This window comes from Methylolobus aquaticus, assembly GCF_054172105.1.
Map to the genome: position 1 here is coordinate 1 of NZ_JBSYXP010000007.1, position 21,926 is coordinate 21,926.

17 protein-coding genes, 1 pseudogene and 1 riboswitch are annotated in these 21,926 nt (G+C 62.7%); of the genes and pseudogenes, 4 read left to right on the forward strand and 14 right to left on the reverse strand.

Annotation, left to right across the window (positions count from 1 at the left end; genetic code table 11):
- Positions 1–111: 111 nt before the first annotated feature.
- Positions 112–321: pseudogene (locus tag ACW73L_RS10845) on the reverse strand (hypothetical protein); the annotation flags it as partial.
- A 519-nt stretch (positions 322–840) separates the two neighbouring features.
- Here ACW73L_RS10845 and nhaR point away from each other — a divergent pair.
- Entirely contained in the window at positions 841–1,746 is a 906-nt protein-coding gene (gene nhaR, locus ACW73L_RS10850; RefSeq protein ID WP_498921916.1) for a transcriptional activator NhaR, read from the forward strand.
- A 262-nt stretch (positions 1,747–2,008) separates the two neighbouring features.
- Here nhaR and ACW73L_RS10855 read toward each other — a convergent pair whose 3' ends face one another.
- Together ACW73L_RS10855 and ACW73L_RS10860 are read right to left on the reverse strand one after the other, a co-directional pair.
- Positions 2,009–2,494 carry a PepSY domain-containing protein gene (locus ACW73L_RS10855; RefSeq protein WP_498921918.1) on the reverse strand — a complete coding sequence of 162 codons (486 nt, stop codon included), beginning with the start codon at positions 2,492–2,494 and terminating at the stop codon, positions 2,009–2,011.
- 335 nt (positions 2,495–2,829) lie between these two features.
- Positions 2,830–3,117 carry a hypothetical protein gene (locus ACW73L_RS10860; protein ID WP_498921920.1) on the reverse strand — a complete coding sequence of 96 codons (288 nt, stop codon included), beginning with the start codon at positions 3,115–3,117 and terminating at the stop codon, positions 2,830–2,832.
- A 439-nt stretch (positions 3,118–3,556) separates the two neighbouring features.
- Here ACW73L_RS10860 and ACW73L_RS10865 point away from each other — a divergent pair, with 439 nt between their 5' ends.
- Complete coding sequence (locus tag ACW73L_RS10865; RefSeq protein WP_498921922.1) at positions 3,557–4,660, forward strand: trypsin-like serine peptidase; 1,104 nt, start codon at positions 3,557–3,559, stop codon at positions 4,658–4,660.
- A gap of 1,267 nt (positions 4,661–5,927) precedes the next feature.
- Here the strand turns inward: ACW73L_RS10865 and ACW73L_RS10870 are convergent.
- The 4 genes from ACW73L_RS10870 to ACW73L_RS10885 all read right to left on the reverse strand — a co-directional run bounded on the left by ACW73L_RS10870 (position 5,928) and on the right by ACW73L_RS10885 (position 10,396).
- Positions 5,928–8,045, reverse strand: coding sequence for a molybdopterin-containing oxidoreductase family protein (locus ACW73L_RS10870; RefSeq protein ID WP_498921924.1), 2,118 nt, complete (start codon positions 8,043–8,045; stop codon positions 5,928–5,930).
- A 185-nt stretch (positions 8,046–8,230) separates the two neighbouring features.
- Positions 8,231–9,046, reverse strand: coding sequence for a 4,5-DOPA-extradiol-dioxygenase (ygiD, locus tag ACW73L_RS10875; protein WP_498921926.1), 816 nt, complete (start codon positions 9,044–9,046; stop codon positions 8,231–8,233).
- A gap of 19 nt (positions 9,047–9,065) precedes the next feature.
- Positions 9,066–9,938, reverse strand: coding sequence for a pirin family protein (locus ACW73L_RS10880; protein WP_498921928.1), 873 nt, complete (start codon positions 9,936–9,938; stop codon positions 9,066–9,068).
- Between the two features lie 50 nt (positions 9,939–9,988).
- The gene (locus ACW73L_RS10885) at positions 9,989–10,396 is read right to left on the reverse strand and encodes a DoxX family protein (protein WP_498921929.1); all 408 of its coding nucleotides are present in this window, start codon (positions 10,394–10,396) and stop codon (positions 9,989–9,991) included.
- Between the two features lie 103 nt (positions 10,397–10,499).
- On the opposite strand from ACW73L_RS10885, the gene ACW73L_RS10890 reads away from it, so the two are divergent.
- Positions 10,500–11,444, forward strand: a complete 945-nt coding sequence (locus ACW73L_RS10890) for a LysR family transcriptional regulator (RefSeq protein ID WP_129883237.1) — start codon at positions 10,500–10,502, stop codon at positions 11,442–11,444.
- 104 nt (positions 11,445–11,548) lie between these two features.
- Here ACW73L_RS10890 and ACW73L_RS10895 read toward each other — a convergent pair whose 3' ends face one another.
- Complete coding sequence (locus ACW73L_RS10895; protein ID WP_498921930.1) at positions 11,549–13,057, reverse strand: hypothetical protein; 1,509 nt, start codon at positions 13,055–13,057, stop codon at positions 11,549–11,551.
- 788 nt (positions 13,058–13,845) lie between these two features.
- Here ACW73L_RS10895 and ACW73L_RS10900 point away from each other — a divergent pair.
- Positions 13,846–14,952, forward strand: coding sequence for an L-threonylcarbamoyladenylate synthase (locus ACW73L_RS10900; protein ID WP_498921932.1), 1,107 nt, complete (start codon positions 13,846–13,848; stop codon positions 14,950–14,952).
- Between the two features lie 138 nt (positions 14,953–15,090).
- On the opposite strand, the gene ACW73L_RS10905 is transcribed toward ACW73L_RS10900, so the two are convergent.
- The 6 genes from ACW73L_RS10905 to ahcY all read right to left on the reverse strand — a co-directional run bounded on the left by ACW73L_RS10905 (position 15,091) and on the right by ahcY (position 21,688).
- Positions 15,091–15,390 carry a formate dehydrogenase subunit delta gene (locus ACW73L_RS10905; protein ID WP_498921933.1) on the reverse strand — a complete coding sequence of 100 codons (300 nt, stop codon included), beginning with the start codon at positions 15,388–15,390 and terminating at the stop codon, positions 15,091–15,093.
- A complete protein-coding gene (fdhF, locus tag ACW73L_RS10910) occupies positions 15,390–17,534 on the reverse strand; it encodes a formate dehydrogenase subunit alpha (RefSeq protein WP_498921935.1) in 2,145 nt (714 codons plus the stop codon). The genes ACW73L_RS10905 and fdhF overlap by 1 nt, the downstream gene beginning before the upstream one ends.
- Positions 17,512–18,243, reverse strand: coding sequence for a 2Fe-2S iron-sulfur cluster-binding protein (locus tag ACW73L_RS10915; RefSeq protein ID WP_498921937.1), 732 nt, complete (start codon positions 18,241–18,243; stop codon positions 17,512–17,514). Before ACW73L_RS10915 ends, fdhF begins: the two co-directional genes overlap by 23 nt.
- Before the next feature lie 306 nt (positions 18,244–18,549).
- A complete protein-coding gene (locus tag ACW73L_RS10920) occupies positions 18,550–19,005 on the reverse strand; it encodes a c-type cytochrome (protein WP_498921939.1) in 456 nt (151 codons plus the stop codon).
- Positions 19,006–19,228: 223 nt separating this feature from the next.
- Complete coding sequence (gene metF / locus ACW73L_RS10925; protein ID WP_498921941.1) at positions 19,229–20,086, reverse strand: methylenetetrahydrofolate reductase [NAD(P)H]; 858 nt, start codon at positions 20,084–20,086, stop codon at positions 19,229–19,231.
- A 183-nt stretch (positions 20,087–20,269) separates the two neighbouring features.
- Positions 20,270–21,688, reverse strand: coding sequence for an adenosylhomocysteinase (ahcY, locus tag ACW73L_RS10930; protein ID WP_498921942.1), 1,419 nt, complete (start codon positions 21,686–21,688; stop codon positions 20,270–20,272).
- A 51-nt stretch (positions 21,689–21,739) separates the two neighbouring features.
- Positions 21,740–21,835, reverse strand: a riboswitch (S-adenosyl-L-homocysteine riboswitch).
- Positions 21,836–21,926 lie beyond the last annotated feature (91 nt).

The window sequence follows — 21,926 nt, forward strand, 5'->3', positions numbered from 1 at the left end:
CAGTTCAAGCGCTTGCGGCGGGTGGTCAAGCGGCAGCGGACGATCCTGGGGATTGTGCTGCGAGCGGTGCAACGCCACCGGGCCCAGGTCAGTGGCGTGGCCACGGCGACAGAAGACGATCGACAACTCTTGGTCCAGTAACGGGCGCAACAAGCCGACCAGAACCGTGTCCAGCGCATCGCCGTGTTCCACCACACTGTCCATGGTGCGCAGTAAGCGCTGATGGGTTACCGACGGCGTCGCGACGCCCGGTACCAGTGGCCCTTCCAGCCAGCGCAAGATCCCCAGCTTGGATTCCGGATCGCACAGCCGGTTGAATACGGTGTTTGTCAAGATACATGTCGCACATCCTTATGCAGCGTTCTGTAATGGAGCACTCGTTTGGGAGGGCTCCTTGACGGGGTTTAACCAGGCCTCGCCGACCGACCGCACCGGGGCAAAGGCGACGGCACCTGTCCCCTCTGCCAAGGTGGGCCCGCCGCTGGCCCGCAGGCGTCTCTGATCGAAATTTCCTACCAGCTCTTCGTCGCCCTTTTCGCCTGGCTGTTCTTTCAGGAGATTCAGTTCAATCGGCTGACTGTCGCTGGCGCTGCGTTGATCTTGAGCGGCGTGGCCTTGGTCTATCTCGCGAACAGATGATCGGGTCAGGTGAATTGTTCGGGAAGCTCCTGGTTCGTCCCTGGCCTGCCCGGCGTAGCGGAAGCAAAGTGAGGTCGAGTCAAACCTCGCTCAAGCGAACCACCGGCCCTTGGTCGGCGTGAGTTGTGGCGGCGCGCACCGCCCGTCCGATACGCGGCGATCGCTTCAGGTAAACTTCGGCCATTCAATTGGGCGCTCCTGATGCGGCATATCAACTACACCTACCTCCTTTACTTCTGGACGGTACACAGGGAGGGCTCTGTAAGCCGAGCCGCGGAGGTGTTGCATCTGACCCCGCAGACCATCAGCGGCCAGATCAAGCAACTGGAAGAGAGCATCGGTGTTCCGCTGTTTCGGCGCGAAGGCCGCTCGCTGATCCTCACGGACACGGGGCAGCTGGTAGTCCAGTTTGCCGACGAGATCTTCACGCTGGGGCGGGAACTCACCCAGGTGCTGCGCTTTGGCGCCAAACCTCGGTCGCCACGCACCCTGTCGGTCGGGGTAGTGGACTCACTCGCCAAGCTGATCACCTGTGAGATCCTCGCGCCTGCCATGACCCTTGAGGATCCGGTCCGGGTCGTTACGCGCGAAGCTCCGCTGGAGGAACTGCTCGCCGACATTTCCGTACACCGACTCGACATCGTGCTCTCGGACCGCTCCCTGCCTGAACTCAACGTGCGCGCCTTTAGCCATTCACTTGGCCAGAGCAGCGTGGCGTTTTTCGCGCGAGCGGATCTGGCAAGCGGACTGGTGGGGGACTTTCCCGGCAGCCTCGATGGAGCACCGTTCCTATTGCCCGCGGTCCGCGACTCCCTGCGGACGCGTCTGGAGGACTGGTTCGCTGATCAGGAACTTCGCCCGGTGATCGTCGCGGAGGTCGACGATAGCGCACTGATGAAAGCGTTAGGGCAGCAGGGACTGGGAGTCTTTACGGCCCCTGCCGCGATCAGTGAGCGCGTGTGTGAAAACTTCGGGGTCGTGGAGATCGGCCGTACAGCCGATTTGATCGAGCGATACTACGCAATAGTGCCGCAGCGCAAGATCGCTCACCCGGCAGTGCTGGCTATCACTGAAAGCGGGCGCAGCCATCTGGATCCTCTCACCTGACTTACGGTCTCACACGCCATGACGCGCACGGTTCGCGCGTTTCCAGTTGTCGAATGCCTTTCCAACACCCGTTGCCTATCGGCTCCCCGCCTTGGCTTCGCCCCTGCGGCAGGGCCCTCGCTCTCTCGCCTGAGCCAACCAATTTCTTCCGTTCTTCGTCGCACCTCCCTGGCGGGCGGCACCCGATGGTTGATGCCTGGGCCAACCATCGAGTATCCACCCGCCCGGAGTCAGGCAAGATCATGCGAGGCGGTCGGCTCCGTTAGTCCCGAACCACCCGGACGACTCGTCCCGTCGCGGAGTTCACGATGACATCAAACAGGCCGTCTCTGGTGCGGATCTCGATGATGTACCGCCGACCCCGGTTCGTGCCGGACAGGCGCAGTTCCGCTTCCAGCACCTCGCCTGATCCGACTGCGCGTTGCGCAGCGTCGATCGCGTCGCCGAGCGGCACGGTGGCCCGAGCGAGGCTTGCTGCAACGCGCTGCACGCGTCGCGGTCCACCAAAGGCATCCGAGTCGATCAGCCGTCCCGTGCGCGGATCGTACTCCGCCTCAATCAGTTGGTCGCCACTGAGCACTTGCACCTCGACGTATCGGTTATAGCGTTCGGCCACGAAAGCGCGACCACCGAAGGTTGACTCGGCGGTCGCGATGAAATCCTGCAGCGGCTGCGCCATGGCCGCTCCTGAGCCCAAAACGAGCAGTAGCACCGTCGCGACGATCGATCGGCAAGTACGAATAGTCATGGTTCACCTCATTGAATCGACTGATAAGTTCGTGCGAAGCAATCGCTTCGTGCGGAGAAAAGATAGGTTCCCTTCGATCATAAAAAAATCAGATCTTCCCGCAGCCAGACTTCGAGATTTTCGAAGGTAACGGGGATGTCGGCTGTACAAGCCGTGCGTGGTGGGGTTGGGGTCAGACACCTTTTGCCCTGTGTCGACACTGTCGGACATGCTGCAGTCATGCTCGATTGAACTGCAGCATTCGGTGGAAAAGCCTCCGACCCGCAGCAGCCCGCACGATTTAGGACGAACCTCGGGCCTGACACGCGTCGCGCCAGGTCAAAGACTGAACCGCCTTACTCCGGATTGATCGGCCCCTTCGTTCCGGCATCCGAATCCATCCAGTAGTCCTCACCCTTCAGCCGCCGATCACCCCGTATGGTGTAGGTCATATTTCCGGAGCGAAACACCAGCGCGCCGTCACTGCGTTGGGCAGCAACCGTCTTGCCGTTGACCCAGACATGTTCGCTTTTATCGATCCGGATCGTGGCGACCGTCGCTCCGGCCGCGCCCTTGGCGACCCACTGGCCGGTATAGGGGCTCGGTGTCGGCGAGCCCGCCTTGGCGGCGGGGGGTTCCGTCACGAACCCGGCCTTGGCGTTCTCTTCCCTGGATTTGTTGATGTCGCAGCCTTGGGCTTCCGTGACTTGCGTGCAGTCCGAGCGCTCGAGTTGCTTACGGTATCTTGCGTTGATCGCATGCGCTGGTGCGCTTGCCAGAAGCGAGGTTCCGAGAATCGGATATCAGCCAAGTGATCTGACCAGGGCCTGAGTTGATGCGGATACTGAGGGTCCGGAGCCAGCCCACCCAAACTGCGGTTCCCGAGCAACACCCGTTCGCACGACTCAATGACCACATTGCGTACGCACCTCACCAAAACATAGAAGTCAATAGCCGAATACCCACCAGCCCGGCCACCATTTCGCATTAACTCCAACGGCGTACTCCCATACTAGCCCCGCGACCGACGAAATACGTCCGTCGCAAGTGTCAATCGTCATTTCAGTTTGGAGGGGAATGGACATGAGTACATTGATTGGAAAATTCAACGTGGGAGTTGGAGCACTGTTGACCCTTACCGTCAGCCAGGGGGTGCTGGCAGCATCAGACATCGTGGTGCTGAAAAACGACAAACCAGCGGCAGCAAGTTTTTCCGCACTCGACTTCGCGTCGGCCAAACCGCTGCAGCCCGTTGCCTCTCCCGAGGCAGCAATGAAACTGTCAGCCGCCGTCGCGGCGGTGGCAAAGATCGTGCGAGACGGATCAAAGCCAATCATCTCGGTTGCTCCGGATCGGTCGTCGCGTCTTTACGAAGCCGCACTGAGGGCACTGACGGCGGAGAACGACCCGGTACCGACCGACTTCGGTACATCGGGTGCGCTGTATTCGATATCGGGAATGGTACCGGATAGCCAGTCGAATGCGCTGACTTACCCACACGTCACGACGGGTAAGCTCTACTTCTCGACTCCCGGCGGCACGGCGTCGTGCACGGCTGCAGTCATTCAGCGACGGATCTTGCTGACGGCCGGTCACTGTGTTGCGAATGGTCAGGGAAGCTGGTATTCAAACTTCCAGTTCGTTCCGGCTACCTACAACGGTTCCGCCCCACTGCAGGTATGGAACTGGCGCTTCGCGACGACGACATCGACTTGGTTCTCTGGCGGCGGTGGGGTCCCGAATGCCGCCGATTATGCGATGATCGAGTTGGAGGATCGCACGTTCAGCGGGGTCGTACGCCGAATCGGGGACGTTACCGGTTGGTTGGGGTGGCAAACCGGGAGCTGCCGGAGCAACCACGTTCACATGCTGGGCTATCCAGGGAATGTGTTCGGTGGCCAGCGGCTGGCAATCACTTCGGCTCAGCGCTGGCGTAATGTCGCGCCGTTCAACTGCGAGTACGGCAACCCGCAAACCTTTGGCGCGAGTGGCGGGCCATGGATCCAGAATTTCGGATCGAGCGCGAGCCCGAAGCCCCAAACCCAGCCGGGCCGGAATCGCGTAGTAACCGTGGCTTCCTACACCTACGGCGAGGCGTTCGGTGTCCTGGGCGGCTCCGAGTTCGACAGTCGCTTCGTCAACCTCTGGAACTCAATCTGCGCACATCGTGCCGGCAACTGCAGCTGACGGACTAATGTCCGAAAGCTAACCGGAGGCGGGCTGCCAGCATTGGGGTCCGCCTTCTCCGCTTACGAACCACAAGGACGCCGCAGGCCAGACAAGACCCGCGAGCTTCAGCAGGCCAGCGATGTCGGCTAGTTGTCCGCCGGAAGCCAAATAGCGTTCGACCCCACCCTCGTCGTCATCGCCGATTCATTCGGCTAGGTTCACACATGCCACAACAAAAATCCTCCATCCGATTCAGCATCGCTTCCATGCTTTTATCCTTGGGTTGTGCAACCGCAGGCCCTGGCGATGAACCGGTCGGCATAGAAGCACCCGATTCGGACAACGATGCAGTGCAGCAGAGCGTTCCCCGCGACACTGCGCCATTCCCGATGCCGATGCCCGAGCTCGATAGGACCAGAGAGCTAACGGACGAACAGGATACGGAACCGCCCGTCAGTTCAGACGCCGCAGCCCCCGAACAAATCGAAAGGTAACCGGACTCGCTCGTGCGCTCGCAACGCCCGGGCCCATGCGATTCCCAGAGGTCCGCGCCGACACGCGTGCCGACGCTGCGATACTGCCGGGTACTCGACTGTTGCCGGCCACGACCTACTCCTATGGCGTCAGCGCGGATATCGCAGACCGCCCCGGTCAGGTTTCACCCTGCACGGCCGGAACGCCTCATACTCCGAGAAATCTGAGCGCCTCGTCGAGGTCGCAGGAGCGGATAGACCTGAAGTGGCAGGATGCCTCCGAGGACGAAACCGCCTTCGAGATCTACCGGCGGGTCGGCCGCGGCAGCCGGACGCTGTTGGCGAGCCTGCCCGCGGACACGCGGAGCTGCAGTGACACCGCGGCCACGGGCAACATCGCCACCACTTCGTACAGCTACGATGTCCGCGCGTGCAACACGTCCGGCTGCTCCAGTCGCAACCTGCCCGTAGTCGTGCCCTTCCGTCCCAACAATCTCAAAGTGCTCTGGAATTCCGCTGCAAGACTCACATGTAAGGACAACAGCAGCAACGCGCGGTCCTTCCATGTCCAGCGCCGGAAAAGCAACTGCGCGCCGGACACTCCCTGGCTAGTGCTAAAGATCCTGTCCGGGAATAAGCAGGCTTACACCGAACACAGCATCGTTCCCGGAACGGCGCGGTGGGCAACAGCGCCCCCCGGACGCAGAGTGAACGTTGGCGTCAGACACGGGGCGGGACACCGCCCCGTCGGAGCCTGCGGCGGGCGCAATGACGCGGGCCGGTGGTCATATCGTCGTAGCCGGGGCCTTCCTTCACTCCGAGACCTTGCAAATCTCCACCAGGTTATCGGAAAAGGTCGGGGCGTGGCCCATATCGGCAAACTCGGCCGCGCTGATGCAGTTGACCGTGCCGGCATTGAGTTGCCGCCAGTACCCCAGCGTCGCCACGACCACGCCCGGATTCACGTCAGCGGTGACATGAGCCAGCCCCTCGAAGGCACCGCGATCGTTGAACACGCGCACGGTGCCGCCGTCACAAATCCCGCGCTCGGCGGCATCCGCCGCGTTGATCAGCACGAATTGCTCGCCCTGAGCCTTCAGTTTGCCGTCCATGTTCGCGTAACAGGAATTGAGGAACGAGTGGCTCTTCGGAGACACGATGGACAGCGGATACTTTCGGGCCAGTTCCGGATTGACTGAAGGATTTTCGCGGGCCGGCACGTAATCCGGCAGGACATCGAGCGCCTCACCGGGCTGGAAGTCGTCGTACATCTGCCGGAACGGACCCGCGACGAAGTTGCGTGGGTTGTCCAGCAGAAACTCGCACTTACCCGACGGCGTCGGGAAATTGCCCTCCCGGTGCGGCGCGCGATCGTCGGGACTCCCGACCTTCAGTCGCGCGTAGCCCTGTTCGCGCAGCGTACTCAGGTCGATGCCGTCGCAGGCCGGTGCGTCCCAGTCCACAAAACGCTCCAGACATTCCGAATCCGACCACTGGAAGTTCGGCTCATCGTAGCCCATGCGAGCGGCCAGACGGCGGAAGATCTCGCTGTTGGGGAGCGCCTCGCCCGGCGACTCGACGCACTTGGCGTTGTACGTCAGGTACAAATGCCCCCACGACAGGATGATGTCTTCCATCTCCGCGCCCATCGACGCCGGCAACACGATGTCGGCGTAACTGGCCGTGTCGGACAGGAAGTGCTCCGCCGACACCAGGAACAAATCCTCGCGCAGCAGGCCCTGCACGATCTTGTCCGTTTCCGGTGCCTGGGTCACCGGATTCGAGTTCCAGCACATCATCGACAGAATCGGCGGATCCAGCGGCATCTCGCCGGTCAGCGCGCGGCCGATCTGCAGGTTGCTGACGATGCGCGTGCCCTTCGGGATCAGATCGGGGCGGCAGATCACGTCGAACTTGTACGGATGCTCCCAGACCGAGAATTGCGTCATGCCGCCGCCGACATGGCGCCAGGCGCCGGTTAACGCCGGAATGCAGGTGACCGCCCGGATGGCCTGGCCACCGCCCTGATGACGCTCCAGCGCCACGCCAATCCGGATCGCCGCCGGCTGGACGGTCGCCAGTTCCCTGGCGAGCGTGCGGATGTCGTCGGCGGAGACGCCGGTGATGGCCGAGGCCCATTCCGGCGTCCGGTCTTTCGCACGCTCGGCCAGTTCCGCATAACCGATCGTGTACTGAGCGACATAGTCCTGGTCGACCAAGCCCTGGGCGATGATGGAATGGATCAGGGCCATGGCCAGTGCGCCATCGGTGCCCGGCTTTGGGCAGATATGCCAGTCGGCCTCCTTGGCCGTGCGCGAGGCGTAGGCATCGATGACGACGACCTTGGCGCCGCTCTTCTGGGCGTCCTTGACGATGTGCCAGTGATGAAGGTTGGTGCTGACCGAGTTGCACGCCCAGATCACGATGTAGCGGGAATGAATGTAGCTCTCGGGATCTACGCCCGCGGTCGGGCCGACGGTCAGCAGCCAGGCCGTGGAGGCGCCTTCGCCGCAGAACGTCCGCTCACAGACAGTCGCACCCATACGATTGAAGAAGGCATCGCCCCCGTTCAATCCGTGCACCAGACCCTGATGACCGAGATAGCTGTAGGGAATGATGGCCTGGGGACCGTGCTCGGCGATGATGGCCTTCCAGCGCTTAGTGATCTCGTCCAGGGCTTCGTCCCAAGTGATGCGCTCGAACTGCTTGCTGCCTTTGGGGCCGCTGCGGCGCAGCGGGTACAGCAAGCGATCGGAGTGGTAGTGGCGCTTCTCGTAGTCCTTGAGTTTGACGCACAGGCCGCCACGCGTCAGCGGGTGATCGGGATTGCCCTTGACGCCCTTGAGCCGGCCCTCCTCCACCTCGAACACCATCGAGCAGGTATCCGGACAATCATGCGGACAGCCGCCGAATGCAAACCGAGTTTTCATGGATGCTGACATGCCGTGGCCCCCAGGTTCGTCAGGAGTTGTTGGTAGGAATCGAGCGGGCACAACCTTCGCACAGTTGACCGCAACGACACAATCGCCCCGTCAACGACCGACGTTCCCCGAACGCATCACCCCGAATCGACTGGGTCGGCGGCAAAGCCGCACGCGACACCTCGCCCTCCCGCTCAGCCCACCCTGACCGAACGCATCGAAATCGACCCCAAGGTCACCTTCTCGCAGAAAAACTCGATGCGGTCCTGCGGATCCGCCATGCCGAGCACATACAGCAGTGGCAGGAAATGCTCACGAGTCGGCACGGCTTCGCGCGCCGCCGGTGCCAGTGTTTCGTAGTGGATGACCGACTCGAAGTCGCGCGCGAGGATGCGCGCCCGGATTGCGCCGTCGAACGCGAGGGCCCAGTCGAAAGCCGAGTCCTTCCAGATGAGCGTATGCAGGTTGTGCACGATGTTCCCGCTCCCGACAACGAGCACACCTTCGTCGCGCAGCGGCTTCAAGGCCGCGCCGAGCGCGAAATGCTCTGCGGGGTCCCGGGTGCGATCGAGGCTGAGCTGGGCGATGGGAACATCCGCGCGCGGGAAAAGCCGGCACAACACCGACCAGGCGCCATGATCAAGACCACGTTCGCGATCGGTTCGAATGTCCTGATCGGTCAGCAACTCGCACACGCGCCGCGCCAACTCGGGTGAACCGGGCGCTGGGTAAACGAAGGCGGAAAGTGCCTCGGGAAATCCGCGGAAGTCATGGATCGTCGGCGGCTGCTCCATCGCAGTAACACGCGTTCCTGCCGTCTCCCAGTGCGCGGAAACGCACAGGACCGCGCGCGGGGTCGGCAGCGATGACCCGATATCCGTCCAGGCGCGGCTGAACTCGCTGTCGGCGATCGCATTCATCGGGCTGCCATGGCCGACGAACAGGACGGGCATCCTGCTCGCGGTGTGGCTGCGATCCATCGGCATGGAACGGGTCGACTGAGCGGTCATCGGCATCCCCTTAGAGCGTTCACGCGGCCGCACTCGGCGCGCCGAGCGTGCCGTCGCGGTAATCGGCCAGGGCCTGTTCGATCTCGTCGCGGGTGTTCATGACGAAAGGCCCGTACTGCACCACCGGCTCGCCGAGAGGCTTTCCGGCGAGCAGCAGGAAGCGCGCCTCTTCCGATCCCGCCCGCAGGCGGACCGTGTCGCCATCGCCCAGAATCCCAGCCGCTCGGTGCGGCAGCGCCTGGCCCTCGTCGCCCACCACCGCCGTGCCCTCGTAAAGGTACACGAACGCATGATGGCTCCCCGGCACCGGCGCGCGGAACTCGGCGCCCGCAGGAAGGATGACGTCGAAATATAGCGGTTCGGTGCTGAGGCCCTGAATCGGGCCGGCAACACACTGTCCGCCCTGCGCGAACGTGCCCGCGATCACGCGGACCGTGCCGCCGGCCTGATCCAGCGCGACGACCGGGATGTCCGCTGCGGGGATGTCCCGGTAGGCAGCCGGCTTCATCTTCTCCCTGGCCGGCAGGTTGATCCAGAGCTGAAAGCCCCGCATCCGGCCTTCCGTCTGCTGCGGCATCTCGGAATGGACGATCCCGCGCCCGGCCGTCATCCACTGCACGTCGCCCGGACCGAGGTCCCCGTGATGACCGACGTTGTCCTCGTGGCGCATATGGCCGTCGAGCATGTAGGTCACCGTTTCGAAGCCGCGGTGCGGGTGTGCCGGGAAGCCGCGGAGGTAATCGTCCGGATCGTCAGAGAAGAACTCGTCCAGCATCAGGAAAGGGTCGTGGCGCAACGTCGGCGACTGCCCCAGGCTGCGCCGCAGTTTGACGCCGGCGCCGTCGGACGCCGCGATGGATGGAACGGTACGTAGCAGCGATCGAGTCGACATGGCCAGTCTCCGGTCAGAATGCGTGATGAGGGCGAGATTCCAAAGGGGGGTCAGCGCGCGTTCGGCCAGAGGCTGCCGGCACGGCGTGCGTCGAGACTCCAGGGCCCGGCGCCATGCACGAACAGCAACAGGAAGCCGCCGGCGATCGCGACGTTCTTCAGGAACAGGATCATCTGAATCTGCTCCGAAAGCGCACTGTGGAACAGCACGGCGGCCAGCAGCGTAAACCCCGCCAGAATCAGCGCGGCCGCCCGTGTGCGCCAGCCGAGGATGATCGCCACCGCCCCGCCGACTTCCAGCGCGATGACCAGCGGCAACCACTGGCCGGACACGCCCGCCGCGGCCATGTAGGCCTGTGTGCCGGCGTACTGGCCGACCTTGCCGACACCCGACAACAGAAAGATCGCGGCCAGCGATACGCGGCCTGACAATTCGAGGGCCTGGTTGAGATTCGTCATGGACTTCTCCAGCAGTTGATGAACGGTGAAGCCATTAAAGATTTGATTGCGCCGATGGAAAAGCACAATATTTCGGCTTACCTAATCGACTTTATCGATAGCTTTGACATCACCACCGAAGATCACACTGGAGCAGTGGCGCACCTTCATCGCCGTCGTCGAAGGCGGCGGCTATGCGCAGGCCGCGGCCACGCTGTACAAGAGCCAGTCGACGCTGACCTACGCGGTGCAGAAACTCGAACGCCTGCTCGGCGTCAAGGCCTTTGAAATCCAGGGCCGCAAGGCCGTTCTGACGGCTGCCGGACAGGTGTTGTACCGCAGGGGAAAGATTCTGATCGAGGAAGCGATGCGACTGGAGCGCGCCGCAGCCAGCCTCGCGTCCGGCTGGGAAGCCGAAATCCGGCTGGCGGTGGAGATCATCTTTCCGACCTGGCTGCTGTTGGACTGTCTCGCGCGTTTTGCCAAGGAACACCCGGAAACCCGCATCGAACTCATCGAATCCGTGTTGAGCGGAACCGATGAAGCGCTGCTGGAGGGGCGGGTCGATCTGGCCATCGGCTCGTGGATTCCACCGGGCTTCATCGGCGACCCGATCATGCCGGTGCGCTTCATCGCGGCGGCGCGTCCCGATCACCCCCTGCACCGGCTGGGGCGCCCGCTGACATTGGAAGACCTGAGCCAACACCGGCATCTGGTCATTCGCGACACGAGCCGGGATCGCTCCCGCACACCGGGCTGGCTCAACGAACGACGTCTGACCGTCAGCCACAAGAGCACATCCATCCGGGCGGCCTGCATGGGACTCGGCTATGCGTGGTATCCGGAAGACATGATCCGGCGGGAGCTGGAGTCCGGTGAACTAGAGGCGCTGCCCTTGCGCGAGGGAGCGGAACGCTGGGCGACGCTGTACCTGATCTTTGCCGATCGCGATGCGACCGGTCCGGGCACGCTGCGGATGGCCGAACTGATCCGGGCCGGCATCGCTGAGCAGTGCCCCAAGGCCGGAGGACTGATCGATGGCGCGACGACGCCCCGCACCATACGGTAAGCGGATGGGCAAAATGCCCTCAATGCGACCAGCCGAGGGCACAGCCAATGAGCGCACCGGGACAGGGGCCGCGCACGGCCCCTTTTAGGAATGGGCTACCAACCCTAGCGACCTGAGCGTTGAAGTGTCAGCCGAATACCCTGGCCCACCCGGCTGGCGCAGCTCAGGGTGACAAAGCCCCTCCCAACACGCAGACAACTCAACGCACTCTCGGAGGTCGGGTTGAACAAGGGATCGACAAACACGGCCGAACTGACGGCCTCATTGAGGTTCAGCCTGATGGCTCCCGACGACCGCAGGAACACCGCATACAACTCGCCGTTCAACGGATTACGCGACTGGACCACGGACGGCGAACTCTGGCTGTTCGGGCTGGTATACGCCATGGCCGAAGCACTGTAGCGACGCGAGCCCAGGGGCACACGCGCGAGATTGTCGAAGTTCGGCACGGCGCGGAGCAGTTGCAGCGTGTTGTTGAAGACCCAGCTGCCATCCGCGTACTGCTGATCCAGGTTCATGGCCAGGGTAAAGCCGAACCAGGAGCCCTGGGCGCCGGCCATACCCGCGACCCTAAGGTGCTCCGTCACGAACTGCGTGGTCGGCGGATAGGTCTTGTGCGCCGTGTTCAGCACCACTCTGGAGGCCGGAACGAAGTTGCTGGGAATGCCAGCCCCCTGGTACGAAAATGCCGGTAAGCGGGTTTGTGGATCGCGGCTGCTGGCTATCTGATTATTGCCGTCCTGTGTCCCCTTTTCGAGATAATAGAGATCGAGACGAAGACTGCCATCCGCATACCAGGCGCCGTAGGTTGAGGCAAACTGGGGGCTAGTGATCTGCCAGACATTTCCCGCGACCAAATAGGCGGAGCCATAAGGTGATGTCTCCGCATGCAGAATATCGGTCAGCCGCTTGACGAAATCCTTCTTGCCCTCCATGTACGACGCATAGGATCCCTGCCCTCCGGCCTCCCGGTTCGCGCAGCCGGCCGAAATGTTCGGCAGCAAGTCATCCATCATCACGGCGGCATGGTCGCGGCGACGGATACTTTCCAGCAGTGCGTCGATCATCTGGTTGACGACCCATCGGCTCTGCAGATTCAACGCAGACCACCGCAAGTCTGTCGCAGCCGGCGCGGCATAGAAGGTGGACTCGAAGTCGGCTACCGTCGCATCCGTTGACAGGACAGGGTCCGGATCGGTTTTGCTGCAACCGAATCGCGACAGCAGTGCCATGTCCTCCGGATCCAGATCCGTGTCCTTGCCAATCACGCGATCCCGCCGGAGCGTGGAAAAACCTGCCCCATCGTCGGTGTCATCCCGGAATCGGGATTTCCCTCCGTTGAAATCGAATACGACAGGATAATGGCCGGCGTTGAAGTCTTTCATGACGGTCAGCTGGCTGAACTGTGAATCACCCGCCTTTTTCTTGTTGACCATCACATAGCCCATGGCCAAGGCATGCTGTTCCGATCTGGCCCGCTTCGGAGTGGCACCGTTGACGATGCGGCTCCAGTTATGAATATGGTGAGACAGATTGAAATCGGGGGCTGCCGCGTGAGCACCCGAACACAAGAGTAAAGTCAGCAGCCCTAAGGCCAATTGAGTGGATCGCATGTGGTCATCCTGTATTGCAACTAGGTGCGCCAGCGGTTGTGCCATGGAGAAACTCTTAATCGATGCAGAGCCACGTAAGGCGGCGGCAAACCAGATGCCGCGACCTTAACTCCATTACATCCTGAATAATCGTCTATCCGAGGTCAGAACAGACGGACGGCACAAACCCAATCACCACTGACGCGAGCCATTATTCCAGACCGCTGATAAATGAAAAATCCACAATACTGGGTATCACATAGGACCTAAGACAAAACAACAAGAATCGTTGATGAGAGAAAAGTTAATCCGATCGCAATAGACATCATCACGGGAAAAGGATAAATTTCCGTCACCCCATACCGCGCCTGGAAATAATGTTCGAGCGAGACGGCAAAGGATCGCGACCCAGGGCGATTTACCGCCCAAACGCGCAGCCATGAACGGCCGTGGATAGGTCAGCGAGCGGAGCGACTGTCAGGCGGTGGCACGCAAAGGATGCCGCGCTTCCGCCAGCGGAACGCTATCGACGGGTGATGGAAATCCCATCGCTCCACCTAGCCCAAAGTCGGTAATCCCGGAAGGGAGACATCTCACATCGACGTGTTGAACACGGACATTCTGACGGCAGCCCGTGCCTCCGCGACCTCCGCTCACCGGCGTGTCGCGCGGGCCGGATACCGGGCCAGCGGCCAGACTGCCCGCTAAGCCATCGGTCGCAACGAACACCGAGTCATGCGTCCGACGCCAGCTGTGGGACAATTCACGCCGTCCTCACACCGCGACCGATCCGCACACCAGTCACGCGCATGCCCACCGAACTGATACACGTCGATCCCCAGCATCCCGCTGTCGAGGGCATTGTCCGAGCGGCGGGGATCATCAAGGCCGGCGGCCTGGTGGCCTTCCCGACCGAGACGGTTTACGGCCTGGGGGCGAACGCGCTGGACGCCACGGCCGTGGCGAGGATCTTCGAGGCGAAGCAACGCCCTTTGACGGATCCACTGATTGTCCATTTGGCGCAGGTGGCGCAGGTACATGAGGTTGCAGCAAACATCCCGGAAATCGTTCACCGGCTCGCAGCGCGCTTCTGGCCCGGGCCGCTGACCCTGATTCTGCACCGCGCTGCGAAGGTACCCGCGAGCGTGTCGGCGGGGCGCGATACCGTGGCCGTGCGGGTACCGGCCCACCCCGTTGCGCACGCCCTGCTCGCAGGCTGCGGCCTGCCGATCGCCGCCCCCAGCGCAAACCAGTTCAGCCGCCCGAGTCCCACGACGGCGCAGCATGTTCTGGAGGATCTCGACGGGCGGGTCGACCTCGTGCTGGACGGCGGCTCGACCACGATTGGTTTAGAGTCCACGGTCATCGACCTGACAGCGGCCTCGCCTATCCTGCTGCGGCCCGGCGGCCTGTCTCCGGAAGCGCTGCGGGAAGTCATGCCGGAACTGCGGATACCCGAAGCGCCCCGGGTCAGCGCCGACGACGAGCACGCAGCGTCGCCGGGAACCCTGCTGAAGCACTACTCGCCGCACGCGGTGCTGCTGCTGCTACGAGGCGAGGCTGACGCGGCGCAGCGCCTGGCATCGGACATCGTCGAGCGGACGCGACAGCGCGGGCGAACGATCGGCCTGCTGATTCCGGAGGAGGAAGCGGGACTCTATGGCGGCTTGAGCGCGGCGTTCGCCTCGTTGGGGGCGTCGGACGATCTGGCTGCGGTTGCTCGCGTGCTGTTCACGCGCCTGCGCGAACTGGACAAACAGAAGGTGGACCTGATCCTGGCGCGCGAACCGGCGGGCGGGGGTTTGGGGCTGGCGATCCGAGATCGGCTGTTCCGCGCTGCCGAGGGTCGCACCATCGACGCGGGGGCATCACTCGACGTCACCGAACTGCTGGAAGCTGTCCTGCCACCGGACTGAGAAATCAGGAATGGATACCGCTAACGGAGGGTCGCCGATCATCCCGGGCAGCCTGAGACCCACCTGAAGCCGCTCAAAACCGAAAAATGCGGCGACCCGGATCAGTGACGATCCGAGCTGCCGCGGAGTGTGCTCAATTCAGGCCTTCGGCGGCCCGTAATAGCCCTTCTTGTCGTGCTCTGTTTCGACCAGAAGTTTCGCGCCCTCAACCACTTGCGGGACGAGCCCGTCGCCGCCGGCCGTGATGTAGTCCAGCAAATCCTGGCGCATGCGCGGATCCCAATAGGTTCGCAAGTGGTTGCGTATGCCTTCGGCCCGCCTTTCCGGCGGGTAGGGTGCGAAAAAATCGCCGATCTGGTTGGCCATCGTCAGCAGGCGCTGCAGATCGAGTACCGTCTCACCCATTTGTCCCGGACCCGGTTTGACCGCGGCGCCCATTAGCTGACGGCCTCCGCCACCTCATCCTCGCGCGCCTCGGCTTTGGCGCGTGTGGGTGGCACATCGACACGGGCGACTTCGACCGCGGTGACTTTGTACTCGGGACAGTTCGTCGCCCAGTCCGACAGATCCGACGTCACGGCGTTGGCCTTCGATGTCGCATGATGGAAGGTCGTGTAGACGATGCCCGGGTTGACCCGCGTCGAGAGCTTGGCGCGAAGCCGCGTCTGTCCGAAGCGGCTGGTCACGGTGACCCAGTCGCCATCGCGCAGGCCGCGGGTCTGTGCATCGGCGGCATTGATCTCGAGCCGGTCCTCGGGATGCCAGCGCGAATTCGCCGTGCGACGGGTCTGCGTGCCGACGTTGTACTGGCTCAGGATGCGGCCGGTGGTCAGCAACAGCGGGAAGCGGTCGTTCGTGCGCTCGGCAGTCGGCACGAACTCGGTCAGCATGAAGGTGCCGCGGCCATTCGCGCGCGGGAAAGTCTTGGTGTGCAGCACTTCGGTCCCTTCAGGGGCGTTCTCGTCACAGGGCCACTGCGCCGATCCGATGCGCTCCAGAAGCTCGAAGCTGAGCCCCTTGTAGGCCGGTGATAGCCGCGCCAGTTCGTCGAGAATTTCCCCGGCATGCGCATACTTCGCCGGGTAGCCCATCGCATTCATCAGGCGCACGACGATCTCCCAGTCCTGGTAGCCCGCGAGCGGCTCGACCACCTTGCGCACCCGGTTCACCCGGCGCTCGGCGCTAGTGAAGGTCCCTTCCTTTTCCAGCGACGAACTGCCCGGCAGGAATACGTGGGCATAGTTCGACGTTTCGTTGAGGAAAAGGTCCTGCAGCACGACGCATTCCATCTGCCGCATCGCCTCGACGATGTGATGCCGGTTCGGATCGCTCTGTACCGGGTCTTCACCCATGATGTACATACCGCGAAAATGGCCGGTGAGCGCCGCGTCGAACATGTTCGGCAGACGCAAGCCCGGCTCCGCGTCCAGCGGCACGCCCCATTCCTGCTCGAATGAACCACGCACCTCGGGGTCGGTCACGAAGCGGTAGCCGCTGAACACGTGAGGCCAGCTACCGAGGCAGCTGCCGCCCTGAACATTGCCCTGACCTCGTAGCGGATTGACGCCAACGCCTTCCCGGCCCAGCATGCCGCAGGCGAGGGACAAATTGCCCAGGCACATGACACCCGTGGAACCCTGCGAGTGTTCGGTCACACCCAGCCCGTAATAGATCGCGCTATTCGGCCCACCGGCATAGAGGCGGGCCGCCGCCCGGATGGCCTCCGGAGCTACACCGGCGACCGGCCCGATGACCTCGGGCGCATAGCGGTCGCTGCCGACCAGCCCCATCCACAGCTCGAACTCGTTCCATTCGCAGCGCTCGCGCACGAAGGCCTCGTTGTAAAGGCGTTCACGCACGATGACATGGCCCAGGCTGTTCAAGATCGCCACGTTGTTGCCCGGCCGCAGCGGCAGATGGACCGTCGCTTCGCAATGGGCCGATTTGACCGTCTCGGTGCGGCGCGGATCGATCACGATGAGCTTGGCGCCCTGCCGGATCCGCCGCTTCATCAGCGAGCCGAACACCGGATGCCCTTCAGTCGGATTGGCGCCGACGACCATGATTACGTCGGCCTGCAGGATCGAGTCGAAATGCTGGCTGGCCGCGCCCCAGCCTACGGTTGCCGACAGCCCGAACTGGGTCGGCGAATGGCAGATCCGCGCACAGTTGTCGATGTTGTTGTTGCCAAAAACCGCGCGCGCCAGCTTCTGCACCAGGAATATCTCTTCGTTGGTGCAACGCGAACTGGACACCGCACCGATCGACTTCGCGCCGTAGGTGCTCTGGATGCGCCGGAACTCGCCGGCGGCGTGATTGAGGGCGGTGTCCCAATCAACTTCCTGCCATGGCTCGTCGATCGAACGACGGATCAGCGGCGTCCGCACCCGGTCGGGATGGTTGTAGTAGTCGTAGGCGAAACGCCCCTTGATGCAGCTATGGCCGTGATTGGCCTTGCCCTCCTTCCAGGGAATCATCCGCACAATGCGGCCGGCCCGGGTCTCCGCCTTGAAGCCGCACCCCACGCCACAATAGGCGCACGTGGTGACGACGCTGCGCTCAGGCTTCAATGGATTGGGCATGACGGTACTCTCCTTCGAAAAGACTCTTTTCAACGAGGGCCTGGGTCGGGCAGGTTTGCACGCAGGCGCCGCAGCTGACGCATTCGGAATCGAAAAACGGCTGATCCTGGCCCGCCGCCACCTTCGAGTCGAAACCGCGTCCGTCGATGGTCAGGGCAAAGGTCCCCTGGATCTCCTCGCAAGCCCTCACGCAGCGACTGCAGACGATGCACTTCGCGGGATCGAACAGAAAATACGGGTTGGATTCATCGACCGGGCTGGCCTGATGGTTCTCACCGGGTCCGTAGGGATGAGAGGTCACGCCCAGTCGCTGCAAGGTTTCGTGGAATTCACTCCACCCGCCCGGGATATCGTCGGCAGGGAAATCGGACAGGTACAGCTCCATGACCCCTCGGCGCAACGCCGCCAGCTTCTCCGACTCGGTCCGGACCGCCATGCCGTCTTCCACCAGCGTCGTACAGCTTGCGGGAAACCCCTTCCGGCCTTCGACCTCGACCAGGCACACCCGGCAACTACCGAACGGTTCGAGGGTGTCGCAGGCACACAGTTTGGGCACCGCATGGCCCGCGCGGGCTGCCGCCAGCATCACGGAGCTTCCCGCCGGGACTGTAACGGACACCCCATCGATAGTCAGCGTGACGTCGCGTCCATCCCGCGGAGGAGTTCCCAGGTCGATGCCGTCACGAAGATCCCGAAGCTCAGCCCACATGCAAACCCCTCCGGCGAATTGCCTAAATTTTATCAGACTTCATAGCTAGGTCTTCGCGCCGTATGTTGGCCCGAGAAGGGGACTTCGTCAACACCTCGACGACACCACCTGCCGCAACGCACACGAGACCGCCGGATCACCGCAGCGCGACCCCGGACGCGAGTCACAATGCGTGCCGGGGGGGTTGGGGCAAGGGAAAATCCGGGCGGATGCCCGCAACGGTCAGTCGCTGGCTATTGTCGACAGAGGCAGGGATCCGTGCAACAGCTGGGTGGCTGCAGCTGAACGAAATAGAAATGGCGCTGGTCAGCCCGGAAAGGCGTTGGCCCTGCTGCCGGGCTGAACGGGCTGGACGTTGTGCGACTGTTCGTCGATTGCCCGTATGCGCGTCTCCATGTAAAGCAGCGCATCGTTGATGCCCTCTTCAGTCAACCGGCTGTCGGAAGGCGGGTTCAGATAGCCCTGCGCGGCGTGTTGCCGCAACACCGATTCCCAGTCGAAGACACGCTCATCCCAGGCCTCGATCTCGTCGAGCGGAGGCGCCTCGAGGTTCGCGCCATCATGACAGGAGGCACATGCGCCCTGGTAGATGTGCAGGCCTCGGCGGTAATCCGGAGGGCGCACCACCACCGGCGCAGGCGGCTTGGCCGGAGGGGGACTGGAGCAGCCCACTGACACCAGCGGGAGAAGCACAAGCAACGACCGCCACGTCGTGTGGCGGTAAATCGATTCCGATGAACGGGGCGTGCTGTCGCTCACCATCGGGACCTCCGGTCGATAGCGACCCATCGGAGCGAAATCCGCCTCACCACAGACCAGCGAGAACGACCGCTCAGACCGTACCAACCGGGGCTGACTGAAATCATCGAACGGTTCCGCGCATTCGGTCAGCCTCGGCCAGCGCCGGAGGCACCCTTGACGCCGTGTGCCGAAATGCCGAAATGCCGAAATGCCGAAATGCCGAAATGCCGAAATGCCGAAAGCTTCAGGCAGCGGCAATGCCCAGATTGTCCCAGATCGCGAGGCTGGCCTCGGACTGGTTCAAGGTATAGAAATGCAGGCCCGGGGCCCCGCCATCGAGCAGCGCTCGACAGAGATCCGTCACGACTTCGATACCGAAGGCACGGATCGCCGGGCGATCGTCGCCGAAGCCTTCAAGCCGCTTGCGGATCCAGCGCGGGATATCGGCACCGCACAGCTCCGAGAAACGCGCCAATTGGGTGTAATTGGTGATCGGCATGATCCCGGGCACGATCGGAATGTCGATCCCGCTCTTGCGGCAATCGTCGACGAATCGAAAGTAAGCCGCCGGGTTGTAGAAATACTGCGTGATCGCGCTGTTCGCGCCCGCTTCGACCTTGCGCTTGAAGTTGCGGATGTCGAGTTCGATATTGGGCGCCTGCGGGTGACATTCGGGATACGCCGCGACCTCGATGTTGAAATGATCTCCGGTTTCCTGGCGAATGAAGGTGACCAACTCGGAAGCGTAGCGAAACTCGCCGGCCGACAACATACCGGAGGGCAGGTCACCGCGCAGCGCGACGATGTGGCGAATACCCTGAACGCGGTAGCGGTCCAGCACTTCGCGAATGTTCTCGCGGGTCGACGCGACGCAGGAAAGATGCGGGGCACATTCGATGCCGGTGCGGCCCTGTATCTCGACGACGGTCTCGAAGGTGCGTTCGCGTGTCGAACCGCCGGCGCCAAAGGTCACCGAGCAGAAGCGTGGACGGAGCCGGGCCAGCTTGTCTACCGTCACCCGCAGCGCGCTCGCCGACTCCTCGCTCTTCGGCGGGAAGAATTCGAAACTGTAAAGCTTGCCGTTCGTGGTATGCGATGCCATCGGTACACTCGGAAACTATGGCTGGCATGCGTCTGCTCAACGACGAACCGAGGAGCGACCGCACTCAGCCGGCCCGCGGCAGCGACGGGCAAGGTGCCTGTCGCCGCAACGGAAGATGAAGAAGTGCGCCGAGAGGACGACCGTAGCCGTCTCGTCGACGCGAATCGGGCGCGGAAGACCGGATTAGTAGCGGTAGTGATCCGGCTTGTACGGACCGTCGGCCGGGACGCCGATGTAGGCCGCCTGCTCTGCAGACAACACCGTCAGATCGGCGCCGATCTTTTCCAGATGCAGGCGCGCGACCTTTTCATCGAGGTGCTTCGGCAGCACGTAGACCTTGTTCTCGTAACGCTCGCCGTGGCAAAACAGCTCGATCTGGGCCAAGGTCTGGTTCGTGAAGCTGTTCGACATCACGAAGCTCGGGTGGCCGGTCGCGCAACCCAGGTTGACCAGGCGACCCTCGGCCAGCAGGATGATGCGCTTGCCGTCCGGGAAGATGATGTGGTCGACCTGGGGCTTGATATTCTCCCAGCGATACTGGCGCAGACTGGCAACCTCGATTTCGGAGTCGAAATGTCCGATGTTGCAGACGATGGCCTGATTCTTCATCGCCGCCATGTGGTCATGCGCAATCACGTTGACGTTGCCGGTTGCGGTCACGAAGATGTCGGCCTTCGAGCAGGCATCGTCCATGGTCACGACGCGGTAGCCTTCCATCGCGGCCTGCAGCGCACAGATCGGGTCGATTTCCGTGATCCACACGGTGGCACCCAGTCCCCGGAGCGACTGCGCACAGCCCTTGCCGACGTCACCATAACCCGCCACGACGGCAACCTTGCCCGCGATCATCACGTCGGTCGCGCGCTTGATGCCGTCGACCAGCGATTCGCGACAACCGTACAGGTTGTCGAACTTCGACTTGGTGACCGAGTCGTTGACGTTGATGGCCGGGAACGGCAAGCGGCCTTCGGCCTGCATCTGATACAGACGGTGCACGCCCGTCGTCGTTTCTTCGGTGACACCCTGGATCCCGGACAGCATCTTGCTGTACCAGCCGGGATGGCTCTGCAGACGCTTGCGGATCGCGGCGAACAGCACGCGTTCCTCGTCGCAGGTTGGGTTGTCGAGAACGGAGCGATCGCTCTCGGCCTTGGAACCGAGCACGACCAGCATGGTGGCATCGCCACCGTCGTCCAGGATCATGTTCGGGCCGGCGTCACCCGCCCACTCCAGGATGCGGTGCGTGAATTCCCAGTACTCCTCGAGCGACTCGCCCTTGTAGGCGAAGACCGGAATGCCGGCCGCGGCGATTGCGGCAGCCGCGTGATCCTGCGTCGAAAAGATGTTGCAGCTCGCCCAGCGAACTTCAGCCCCCAGGGCGACCAGCGTCTCGATCAGGACCGCGGTCTGGATGGTCATGTGCAAGCTACCGGTGATCCGCGCACCCTTTAGCGGTTGAGCGGCGCGGTATTCTTCACGCACCGCCATCAAGCCGGGCATTTCGGTCTCGGCGATTGCGATTTCCTTGCGACCCCAGTCCGCCAGCGACATATCGGCGACGTGGAAATCCTTGAAGGACGTATTAGCGACTACAGCGTTCATAGGCATGTGCTCCCAGTGATTTAGCCGGGGTCCGACGATGGGACCCACTAAACAAACCGAGCGCCGTTGTCCGTTCCGCCGTGTTGGCCGAGCCTAGCATCGATGCTCATCTTGCGATGCACCGATGTCGCAGCGCTCCTCAGCATTCACGACACCATCGAGAACCCGATGGCGGGGTATTCCTGGTGTAACCAGTGATTGTGTCGGGGAAGTCCCGATCAGCGAGGGACGGCATCGA